We start from the raw sequence: 10,542 nt of genomic DNA, 5'->3' as shown, positions 1-10,542 counted from the left end.
GGGGCTGGAGGATCGGGGTATTCTGTGACCGCCCCGACATATTCGCTGGCGCCGCCGGCATCGGGCAGGACAGGGCATGTGGGGCCGTTCGATATTGAGCAGAGCAATGCCAGCCCCGTGCCGATGGAGACGGGGCGGACCGTGACCGCTGCCTATCCCGTCAAGGGCGTGCCCGGCATGGACCTGACGATCAACATGTTCGGCGGTCATCGGGAGACCAATACCGGTAGCGCGGTCGGGACCGCCGCGCTGACCGCCGGCATGCGGATCAAATGGTGACGCAGGTCAGAGGGTGATGCGGGGGCGAGGCCGGTCCTGCGCCGATTTTTCAGAGGCAGTGCGATGAAGTTGGCTGCGTCGGCAGGGTGATTTTGCAAACGGCGCTTTCAGAACCTCAAGCGATCGCGCCAGAAGGTCTTGGCGATTTCCAGCACGACCAGCACGGTGGCCGCCGCGCCGATGCTCAGGCCCAGATCGTGCCAATGCAGGGGGGCGAAGCGGAAGAGGTTCCGGACGGCCGGCACCAGAACGCTGGATACGAGGACGGTGGTCATCGTCCCGAGAATCCAGAGCAGGGTGGCGTTGGGCCGCCTTATGGCCGTGACCAGGGAGGTGCTGAACGACCGGTTCACGAGGATCAGGCTGACGATCGAGAGCACCAGCGAGACGAAGGTGAGGGCGCGTGATTCTTCGGCCGGCATGGCGTGCAGGGTGGCGAACATGAACAGGCCGCCGACGAGGAGGAAGACCAGCAGGCCCTGGAGCAGGCTCCAGACGATCAGCGGCCGTGAGAACAGGGATTCGGAGGGGGGCCGGGGTGGCCGGCGCATGATGTCCTCCTCTTCGGTCTCGGCCTCGAAGGCCATGGTGCAGACCGGGTCGATGATCATCTCGAGGAAGGCGATGTGGATCGGCGAGAAGATGAGGGGATAGTCCAGGACCAGCGGCAGCAGCGCCAGGCCGGCGATGGGCACATGCACGGCGAAGACGAAGCCCATCGCCTTGCGCAGATTGTCGTAGATGCGCCGCCCCAGGCGGATGGCGGTGACGATGGAGCTGAAATCGTCATCCAGCAGGACGATCGCGGCGGCCTCGCGCGCCACGTCGGTGCCGCGTCCGCCCATGGCGATGCCGATATGCGCGGCTTTCAGCGCCGGCGCGTCGTTGACGCCGTCGCCCGTCATGGCGACGGTTTCGTCGCCGGCTTTCAGGGCCTGCACGATCCGCAGCTTCTGTTCCGGCATGATGCGGGCACAGATGGTTGCGGTGCGGAGATGGTCCCGCAGGGCGGGCTCGGCCAGCGTTTCGATGGCGGCGCCGGTCAGGATGGTTGCGCCATTGTCGATCCCGGCCGCGCCTGCGATGGCACGGGCGGTTTCCGGGTAATCGCCGGTGATCATCATGACGCGGATGCCGGCCGACCGGCAGTCGCGCACCGCATCCGGCACGCTTGGCCGCAGGGGATCGGCAATGCCGACGAGGCCGAGGAACTGGAACGTGAAGCCGTGTGGGGTTTCGGGAAAATCCGTTCCTTCAAAGGAGGCTTTGGCGACGCCGAGGACGCGGAGACCTCTGGCCGCCATGGCGTCGAGGGTCTGGCCGATGGCGGCGCGGCGTGTGTCGTCCAGATGGCAGAGTGCGGCGATGGCTTCCGGCGCGCCTTTCGCGGCGACCACGCAGGAGGGCTGTGCGGCGTCGGGCCGCCAGACCTGTGTGACGGCCAGCAGGTCGGGGCGCAGGCCGTAGGTGCGTGCGAGCGTCCAGCCCGCTTGTGTCGGGAGCGGGCGTTCGGGCAGGGCGGTGCGGGCGAAATCGTGGAAGGCGGTTTCCATCGGGTCGAACGGCTGGGGGGCGCTGGCCAGCAGGCCGTGGAAGGCCAGGGCCTGTGCCTGCGGAGAGAGGGCCGTCAGGGACGCGGGCGGGGCCATGGTTTCGCCGTCGCTGACCCGCAGTTCGGCGATTGACATGCGGTTCTCGGTCAGGGTTCCGGTCTTGTCGGTGCAGAGGACGGTGGCCGAGCCGAGGGTTTCGATGGCCGCCGCGCGGCGGGTCAGCACGCGGGCGCGCGAGATGCGCCACGCCCCCATCGCCATGAACACGGTGAGCACGACCGGAAATTCCTCCGGCAGCATGCTCATGCCGATCGTGATGGCGGCCAGTACCGCGTCGAGCCAGCCGCCGCGCAATGTGCCGTACAGCACCAGGGCGAGGGCGCTGACCAGGCCGCCGCCGATCGCGCAGAGGCGGGTCAGGCGGGCCGTCTGGGCGCGCAGGCGTGGTGGTTCGGTCTCCAGCATGCGGAGCGACTGGCCGATCCGGCCGATCTCGCTGCCCGAACCGGTGGCGCGCACTTCGGCGATGCCGCTGCCGCGCACGATCAGCGAGCCGGAATAGACGAAGGGCTGGTCGTCGCCGCCCGGCCGGGCCGTGGGGGGCGTCGCGGTCGCGACGGATTTGCGCACGGCGACGGCTTCGCCCGTCAGCAGGGATTCGTCGGCGAGCAGATCCTGCGCGCGCATCAGCAGCGCATCGGCCGGGACCCGGTCGCCTTCGGCGAGCACGATGAGGTCGCCCCGGACCACTTCGCGGCCGGGAATGCGCTTCCGCGTGCCGTCACGGATGACCAGGGCCCGGGGGATGGTCAGGTCGCGCAGGGCGTCCAGCACCCGTTCGGTCCGGGTTTCCTGAATCACGGTGATGGCGATGGAGACGCAGGCGAAGGCCAGCAGGATCAGCGCCTCGTGCAGGTCGCCCAGCAGGAGATAGATGCCGCCGCCGACCAGCAGCAGGGCGAGCATGGGCTCGCGCAGGACCTCGCGCATGATGGCCAGCGGGGTGCGGCGTTCCTGGCGCGGAAGTTCGTTGAAGCCGTCGGTCTGCAACCGGGCCTGGGCTTCGTGCCCGGTCAGGCCGGCAAGCGCGTCGGAGGGAGGAAGGGGAGCGTCTGCCGGCTGGTCCACGGAAGCGGTCTCCTGTCGACGGGACGCGACGCGGCGCCTGGGCCTGGCGGTCGTTCAGCCGCGATCGGCTGCACCCGCGAAGAGCCAAGCGCGCGATCCCGTGCCGGGGATGCCGTGGAGGGAAAAAAAACCGTCGCGGGGCAGCCCCCGCGGGCAGCCCCATCGAGGAAATGGGGATCTCGCGGGTTGGAAGAGAAGAGGCGGAGGCTGTTTGAACGCGCGGTCTGGTCCTCAGCGCTTCCGACGCAGGGTGACGAGGAGTGTGCCCATGCCGGCGGCCAGGGCGGTGCCGGTGAGGATCGTGCGCAGGGTGGTGGTCAGCAGTACCGGCATGGTGCGACGGCTGAGATGGTCGAAGGGGCCGTGCGCGCCGTGGGCGCCGGAGACCGGGGTGAACAGATTGTCCGGTGTGTTGTCCGGGGCGGGGTATTTTTCCAGTTGCTGGTGGTAGGCGCGGTCGGCCTGGCGGCGGTCCAGCAGTGCGGGGGTCAGGAATGCCGCCATGCGATGGCCGATGCCCGACAGGCCTACCCGGACGTCGCGGTGGCGGCCGAAGGCGGCGCGGCTGATCGCCTCGGCCGCGATTTCGGGCTCGAAGACCGGGCCGGCGGGGCGCAGGCGCTTGCCGGTATGGTTGCGCGTCCAGACGAAGCGCGGGGTGTTGATGGCCGGTAGCCTGACCAGCGAGAGCAGGATGCGGTCGCCGTCATGCAGGATTTCGGGGCGCAGGCTTTCGGTGAAGGCGCGGATCGCGGCCCGTGCGCCGCTTTCGATGCTGCGCAGCGGGCGCGGCAGGGAAATGGCGTCGAGATTGACGATGGTGCCGTAGCCGCGTCGCCGCATGCGGATCAGCGCCGTGCGGGTGCCGAAGACGGTGCCCAGGTAGGTGACCTCGGTCGCGCGGCGGATTTCCTCGGGCGGCAGTTCCACGAACTGGCCGCTGACGCCGGCGCCGGCGCAGTTTACCCACAGGGTGATCGGGCCGAGTGTCGCTTCGATCTGGTCGGCGGCGCGCTCCAGCGCCTCGGCGTCGGTGACATCGGCGGGGATGGTGAGGGTGCGGATGTGGAGTTCGGCCAGTTCCGCCGCCGCGTCTTCCAGGCGGGCCGCGTCGCGGCCGATCAGCGCGACGTCGCAGCCGGCGCGGGCCAGGGTCCGCGCGGTCGCGCGGCCGATTCCGGCACCGGCTCCGGTAATGACGGCGATCTGGTGAGGCATGGGGCGGGCTCCGCTGGGCAGGTCTGTCTGCCGCCCTGTTTGCTCTTGGATCGGGCGCGCCGCAAGTCGGGGCGGTTATGCCCGGTTATGCGTTCTACAGGTATTTGAGGGCCGCGAAGCCGCCGACCAGCACGACGCCGAACAGGGCGGCCACCAGGGTCAGGCGGCGTTCGATGAAGGACTGGATCGGCGCGCCATAGCGGCGGAGTAGGGCGGCGAGCAGGAAGAAGCGGGCGCCGCGCGTGGCGATGCAGGCCAGGACGAAGGGCAGCAGCGGAAAATGCGCGGCGCCGCTGGCGATGGTGACGATCTTGAAGGGGATCGGCGTGAGGCCCTTGAAGAGGATGATCGCCACGCCCCACTGGCGGAACTGCTCCTGCAACGCGATCAGCCGGGCTTCCGCATGGTAGAAATGGATGATCGGCATGGCGACGTGTTGCAGCAGGACGGCGCCGATATACCAGCCCAGGAGGCCGCCGCAGACGCTGGCCAGCGTGCACAGCGCCGCCAGCGCCCAGGCGCGGTCGCGGTGGGCCAGCACCATCGGCACCAGCAGGATGTCGGGCGGCAGGGGGAAGACGCTGGCCTCGGCGAACGCGATCACGGCCAGCCAGAGCGGGGCGTGGCGGCTGGCGGCCAGGGAAAGGGTGCGGGCGTAGAGGCGGTCGAGCATGATCGGTTCGCCATGTCGGATGTCAGGGGCGGGATGCCATGCGTTACAACGCCCGACAAGCGCCGCGTGAGCAAGCGGCGCAGGTTTAATGAAAGGGACGATGGTGCCGTTTGCCGACATGTCGGTTTCCGCCTTTTCCGGAGCGCCATGACGTTTCACGGTCTGGCGCGGAAAGGTGCGGGAGCGTTGGTGTGGGCGAAAGACCGGATCGGGGTACGAAAATCCCGTTTTGGGGAAGAGGGCGCGCATTGGGCGCGGCTATGCATGTGGCCATGATGTCTTCTCATGCCGTTCACGTTATCTCCGGCCTCCCGCGTTCGGGATCGACGCTGCTTGCCGCGCTCTTGAACCAGCATCCCGGCGTTCATGCCGCGGGGCATAATACCCCCGTCGCCCCTATGCTGGTGCGTCTGATGTCGCTGATGAGCGAAGGGGAATACGAGACGGCGTTTCGCGACGGCCAATGGCAGCGGCTTCTGCGGGGAGTGGTCGAGGGATACCATGCCGGTGCGCACGGCAAACCGGTGCTTGTGGATGTCGGCCGCGACTGGTGCGCGCATGTTCCATTGCTGGCCGCGCTGTATCCGGATGCGAAAATGATCTGCTGCGTCAGGGACCCGGTCTGGATCTTGAACTCGTTCGAGCGTCTCGTCGCCGGTGATCCGCTTCTGCGCTCGCGGCTGGTCCCCATCGCGCATCGCGCCACGCAACATGACCGGATCGACTACCTGATGTCTCGGGAGGGGGCATTCGGGTACGCATGGCGGCTTGTGAACGAGGCGTTTTTCGGCCCGCATGCGGATAGGCTGATGATCGTGGAGTACGATCGTCTGGTCCGCGACCCGCGTGGCGTGCTCGCTGAACTGGAAAAGTGCCTTGGGCTGGCCGCATTCTCCTACGATACGGAGAATGTGAAAGGGCCGGATACCTCGATTTTCGACAGCGCGCTTGGTACGCCCGGTCTGCATGCGGTCCGGCCCCGTGTCGCGCCGGTGAAGCGCGCCCTGACCCTTCCGCCGCATATGGTGGAACGGCTCGCGCACCAGATGTTCTGGCGCGAGCCCAAGCTCAACAGGGGGGCGGTCGTCATCGCCTGAATCGGGCCGTGCGCCGCAATTCGGACGGGTTGAGTCCGAACTGCCTGCGAAAGGCGGCGGAGAAATGGCCGGGGTTGCTGTACCCCAACGCGGTCGCGACGCTGAGGATGGAGTCATCGTCGGCGAGCAACAGGCGACGTGCTTCATCCATCCGTTCTTTCTGGAACAATGCGTAAACGCTGCTGCCATACAGGAGCCGAAAGCTGCGTTGCAGGCGCGAGACGCTCATGCCCGCCTGCCGGGCAAGACGGTCGAGACGCGGTGGCGCGGCAAGGTCGGCCAACAGACAATCGCGGACGGTCTGCATTTGCCGGACCTCGGCGCGGGAAAGGCGTGTCGGGGTTTCGTCCTGCCCGAAAACCTGTTCGACTAGGAGCCCCATGAAAGAGAGACTTCCGCCCAGCATCTGCAACTGGTTGCCCGGTACCGTGCGGTTTCGTGCCGCCCGCAGGCCGGTGGCCAGTCCCATCAGCTCGCGGCCGCCCCGGATCTGGCTGAAACAATGCCCCGAGCGCAGCCGCCGATCCAGCACGGTCGCATCCTCGGCCGACAGTTCGGCCAGCACCGAGGGGCTGATGGCGATGGTGACGCCGGACCCTGCCCCGGCCGTCTTGGTGAAGTCGATCAGGCAGCCGGGGCGGTAGGCGACGTAGGCATCGTTGCAGCCGCCTTCGGTGTTGTAGGACGCGAGCCCGTCATGGCAGTGGGCTTCGAGCCGCGCGGCACCATCGGTATAAGCCCCGAAATAGATCAGATCGTCGTCGTGGCGGACAGAATAACGAAACGCCTTTTCGGTCGTGGACTGCCAATAGAGAATCCGGATGCCGGTATTCAGGGCGATGAGCTGGGTGTAGGCGTTGAGCGTGACGATGGGGGGAAGCGCATCGGCCGCGCCAGGGCGGTTATAAACGCTCTCCGCCGAGATCGTGCCGGGGGAATCGTCCGGGCGCTTCGCCTCCGATGGGGTGGTTTTGGGGTCCAGTTCCGCCATTTTAGCGTGTCCCCGCTGTCAGGGCACATCGTCCGACATTGCTGTCGGTGCGCGTCCGCCGGTGGCCGGCGGGCATGGTGAGATCGGGACCGGGCAGCCTCTTTACGGGAGAGGCGGCGGGAAGGGTACGGCCTGGCTCCATCGGGATTGCGCTGGTGGCATTTTTTCTCGCCTGACCGGGCGTTGTCCGCGTCATGTGCCCGTTGCCGGCCTCTGGGGTCCGGACGACAATACGACGTGGTGGGAGCTGGTCCGCGAGCGGTCGCGGGGGCGGCGACTGGGATGGAATGGCCCGTCAGGGAAGTCACCTGGTATCCGGCATGTCCCTGCGCGGGTGGTCATCCGTCTGGCATCGAACGCGGAGACAGTCATGAACTCGTCCTTGTGGCCGTCGCGCCACAAAGAAAGATAAATCGCTGCCCGGCAAGTCAAGAAAAATGACGGCTGGCGCTGCGTGGATACATTGCGTTACCTTTGGGTTTGTATCGAGCGCCTTGTCCGCTTTTGCTTCCTTGTGGCCATTTCTGCATGGCCAGACATCTTGATTGCGTCAGACGCGGCGGTCATCAGGGCTCTAGCAGACCAGTGTGACGGTGGCGCGCAGGCCGTGCGGGGTGCGGTTGCCCAGGCGGATGTCGCCGCCGAGGCCCCAGATGATGTTGCGGGCGATCGCCAGGCCCAGGCCGGTGCCGCCGGTTTCGCGGTTGCGGCTGGTTTCGGCACGGACGAAGGGCTCGAACATCCGGTTCAGATCCTCGGGCGGCAGGCCGGGGCCGTCATCCTCGATCAGGACCGTGACCAGGCGTTCGCCCTCCTTGCCCGGTTGCGGCGGGGCCAGCGTGACCTGTGCGCCGCCGCCATAGAGGATGGCGTTCTGAACCAGATTGTTGAGCGCGCGCTTCAGCGCCACCGGGCGGGCCGCGATCGTGACCGCCGGCGGCGGTTCGGCGAAGCCGATCGCCTCGGCGTGGTCGGGGTGGGTTTCGGCGGCTTCGTCCAGGATGGTCTGGAGCAGGGCCGTCAGGTCCAGCCGGCCCATCGGTTCGCGCCGCGACGTGTCGCGGCCGAAGGCGAGGGTGGCGGAGACCATGGCTTCCAGTTCGTCGAGATCGGCCAGGAATTTGTTGCGCAGTTCGTCGTCCTCGACGAATTCGGCGCGCAGTTTCAGCCGGGTGATCGGGGTGCGCAGGTCGTGGCCGATCGCCGTGAGCATCAGGGTGCGGTCGGTCAGGAAACGCCGGATGCGGCTGGCCATGGTGTTGAAGGCCTGCGCCGCGCGGGCGATTTCCAGCGGTCCGTCCTCGGACATCGGCGGGGCGTTGACATCGCGGCCGAGGGCCTCGGCCGCCGCCGCCAGGGTGCCGACGGGAGCGACCAGCCGCCGTACGCCCCAGACGATGAGTACGCTGCCGGCCACCGTCATCAGCGCGAAGGCGGTGGGGAAGGTGGGGGAGCGAAACGGATTGGGCGAGGGCAGGGTGTAGCGGATGGTCAGCCATCGCGTTTCGTCGGGCAGCAGGAAGGACACCGCCCGGCCGCGCGCACCGTGGGGCAGCGTGCCGAACAGGATCTGCCGGGGCCGCATGTGGGCCGGCAGCGGCGGCAATCCCTGGGCGCCCCGGGAGAAGGGGGGCTGCTCGAAGGGCAGGTGCCCGAAGGGGGGGCGGCCCATGTGCATGTGGGCCATCGGGTCGTCGGCCGTCTGGTCGACCATGGCGGGATCGGGGCCGGGGGTGAGGGTGATGTGGAACGTCGCGGGCGGGTGCAGCGCCGCCAGTTCGGCCGCACGATTCTCCGGCTGGGTCTCGACGATCGAGCGGTAGATCATGCCGACATGATTCTGGCTTTCCTGCTGGATCATGCGGCGGTCGAAATCGATGCGGTCGAGCGCGTGGACGCCCAGGCCGATGGCCTCGATGATGCCCAGCCCCACGATCAGCAGCAGGCTGGTGCGGGCGGCCAGCGAACGGGGCAGGAACCAGCGGAACATGCGGCGGGGAAGGGCACGCGTTTCGGCGGCCGGCCCCGGATCGGCGGCGTTCATTCAGTTCGGGTCATGGGGTCGGGGCATGCGCGTGGGGCATAGAGCGCATTTAACGGCGTTCGACGTCGGATGCCAGCACGTAGCCGCCGCCGCGGACGGTCTTGATCAACTGTGCGTTGCGGCCGTTATCTTCCAGCTTGCGGCGCAGGCGGCTGATGGCGACGTCGATCGCGCGGTCGAAGGGGCCGGCCTGGCGGCCGCGCAGCAGGTCGAACAGCATGTCGCGGGTTAGCACCCGGTTGGCACGGTCGAGCAGGGCAATCAGCAGGTCGTATTCGCCGCCGGTCAGCGCGACCTCGGTGCCGTCGGGGTTGAGCAGTCGCCGGCGTGTGGCGTCCAGCGTCCAGCCCGAGAAATGGAGGCATTGCGTGTGGCCGTCGGGGCCGCGCGTGATGGGGGCTTCGCTCGTGCGGCGCAGGATGGCGCGGATTCGCGCCAGCAATTCGCGCGGGTTGAAGGGTTTGGCCAGGTAATCGTCGGCGCCCATTTCCAGCCCGATGATGCGATCGGTCTCGTCGCCCATCGCCGTGAGCATGATGATGGGGACATTCGCCTGCTCGCGCAGCCAGCGGGCGAGTTCCAGCCCGGATTCGCCGGGCAGCATCAGGTCCAGCACCACGATCTGGTAATGGCCGGCCAGCCATGCCTTGCGGGTTTCACGCCCGTCACGCGCCGTGGTGACGCGGAACATGTTGCGTTCGAGGAAACGGGCGAGAAGATCGCGGATTTCGCGGTCGTCATCGACGACCAGAATGTGAGGCATGGGCTCCATGCCTCTACTTTACCGCTCTTTTTCGGCCCGTGCAGTCGATGTTTCATTCGGTTGCAATTGGAGGGGAGCGGGCCTGTGGAAAAAAAAACGGTCCGGACCCCCTCGAAGCCTGTGACAGGAGCGCCCGGTTCATGCACAGGATTGGGGATGGAACATTCCACCCTGTCCCCGGTCGCGCGTACGCCCGGCCGTTTCGTGCGTCCGGCGGTTCTGGTCGGTGCGCTGTCGGTTCTTCTCGTCCTGTCGTCCGGGGCCGTGCGCGCGGCGGAGCAGGTGGGGCCGATACCGGCTGGCGCGCCGGGGGGAGGCTTTGTCGGCAATCCCGCGCGGGACATGCCGACGGGCGACCTGCCCGAGCTGACCTCGCCGCCGCCGCCGGCCCTGCTGGTGCCGCCGTCGCCCCGACCGGAGCAGGCGCATGGCGCGGCGGCCACGGCCACGCACCGGCTGGGCAGCCTGATCGACCGTGACGTGGTGGCGCCGGATGGCAACCATGTGGGGCAGGTGATCGACGTGCTGCTGGACCAGGAAGGGCATCCGGCCGCCGCCGTGGTGGATGTCGGCGGCTTTCTGGGGGTGGGCAACCGGCGTGTGGCCATTGCCTGGGATGCGTTCGTGATGAGCGGGCTGACGGAAAAAAGTCCGGTCAAACTGCGCATCGATGCCGCCAGTGTGCGCTCGGCGCCGGCTTATGACGCGACGTCGATGGATGTGAAGGTGATTCAGGCGCCACCGCCCGCGCCCACGCCCGCAGGGCCGGCCGCGCCGGGGGCGGCGGGGGGGGGGG

Annotated in this window: 9 protein-coding genes; 3 read left to right on the top strand and 6 right to left on the bottom strand. The window is 68.0% G+C overall.

Features of this window, described 5'->3' with window-relative positions; translation table 11 throughout:
- A partial coding sequence (locus ABF821_RS17305) for a hypothetical protein (RefSeq protein ID WP_415530946.1) occupies positions 1 to 279 on the top strand: 279 nt, incomplete at its 5' end.
- 107 nt (positions 280 to 386) lie between these two features.
- On the opposite strand, the gene ABF821_RS17300 is transcribed toward ABF821_RS17305, so the two are convergent.
- The 3 genes from ABF821_RS17300 to ABF821_RS17290 form a co-directional block, all read right to left on the bottom strand.
- Positions 387 to 2,960 (bottom strand): cation-translocating P-type ATPase, encoded by a 2,574-nt coding sequence (locus ABF821_RS17300; protein ID WP_415530945.1) that lies wholly within the window; start codon positions 2,958 to 2,960, stop codon positions 387 to 389.
- A gap of 231 nt (positions 2,961 to 3,191) precedes the next feature.
- Positions 3,192 to 4,178 carry an SDR family oxidoreductase gene (locus ABF821_RS17295; RefSeq protein ID WP_415530944.1) on the bottom strand — a complete coding sequence of 329 codons (987 nt, stop codon included), beginning with the start codon at positions 4,176 to 4,178 and terminating at the stop codon, positions 3,192 to 3,194.
- Positions 4,179 to 4,272: 94 nt separating this feature from the next.
- A complete protein-coding gene (locus tag ABF821_RS17290; protein ID WP_182974679.1) occupies positions 4,273 to 4,851 on the bottom strand; it encodes a YqaA family protein in 579 nt (192 codons plus the stop codon).
- Positions 4,852 to 5,123: 272 nt separating this feature from the next.
- Between ABF821_RS17290 and ABF821_RS17285 the strand changes: the two genes are divergently transcribed.
- Entirely contained in the window at positions 5,124 to 5,948 is an 825-nt protein-coding gene (locus tag ABF821_RS17285) for a sulfotransferase family protein (protein WP_415530943.1), read from the top strand.
- On the opposite strand, the gene ABF821_RS17280 is transcribed toward ABF821_RS17285, so the two are convergent.
- The 3 genes from ABF821_RS17280 to ABF821_RS17270 form a co-directional block, all read right to left on the bottom strand.
- A complete protein-coding gene (locus ABF821_RS17280) occupies positions 5,938 to 6,939 on the bottom strand; it encodes a helix-turn-helix transcriptional regulator (RefSeq protein ID WP_415530942.1) in 1,002 nt (333 codons plus the stop codon). The genes ABF821_RS17285 and ABF821_RS17280 overlap by 11 nt on opposite strands.
- Before the next feature lie 574 nt (positions 6,940 to 7,513).
- Positions 7,514 to 8,929 (bottom strand): ATP-binding protein, encoded by a 1,416-nt coding sequence (locus ABF821_RS17275; RefSeq protein ID WP_415530947.1) that lies wholly within the window; start codon positions 8,927 to 8,929, stop codon positions 7,514 to 7,516.
- Between the two features lie 103 nt (positions 8,930 to 9,032).
- A complete protein-coding gene (locus ABF821_RS17270; RefSeq protein WP_415530941.1) occupies positions 9,033 to 9,755 on the bottom strand; it encodes a response regulator in 723 nt (240 codons plus the stop codon).
- Between the two features lie 147 nt (positions 9,756 to 9,902).
- Between ABF821_RS17270 and ABF821_RS17265 the strand changes: the two genes are divergently transcribed.
- Positions 9,903 to 10,542, top strand: a 640-nt coding sequence (locus ABF821_RS17265) for a PRC-barrel domain-containing protein (RefSeq protein ID WP_415530939.1), incomplete at its 3' end; no start/stop codon positions are given.

Origin of the sequence: Gluconacetobacter sp., from assembly GCF_047721585.1 — a bacterium.
GTDB lineage: Bacteria > Pseudomonadota > Alphaproteobacteria > Acetobacterales > Acetobacteraceae > Gluconacetobacter > Gluconacetobacter dulcium.
The sequence above is the reverse complement of the archived record's forward strand: the minus strand, read 5'-3'. Positions and strand labels throughout refer to the sequence as shown.

Coding starts and splice junctions, on each gene's coding strand:
- ABF821_RS17295 (WP_415530944.1), bottom strand. CDS start 4,178: ATGCCTCACCAGATCGCCGTCATTACCGGAGCCGGTGCCGGAATCGGC.
- ABF821_RS17290 (WP_182974679.1), bottom strand. CDS start 4,851: ATGCTCGACCGCCTCTACGCCCGCACCCTTTCCCTGGCCGCCAGCCGC.
- ABF821_RS17285 (WP_415530943.1), top strand. CDS start 5,124: ATGATGTCTTCTCATGCCGTTCACGTTATCTCCGGCCTCCCGCGTTCG.
- ABF821_RS17280 (WP_415530942.1), bottom strand. CDS start 6,939: ATGGCGGAACTGGACCCCAAAACCACCCCATCGGAGGCGAAGCGCCCG.
- ABF821_RS17275 (WP_415530947.1), bottom strand. CDS start 8,929: ATGTTCCGCTGGTTCCTGCCCCGTTCGCTGGCCGCCCGCACCAGCCTG.
- ABF821_RS17270 (WP_415530941.1), bottom strand. CDS start 9,755: ATGGAGCCCATGCCTCACATTCTGGTCGTCGATGACGACCGCGAAATC.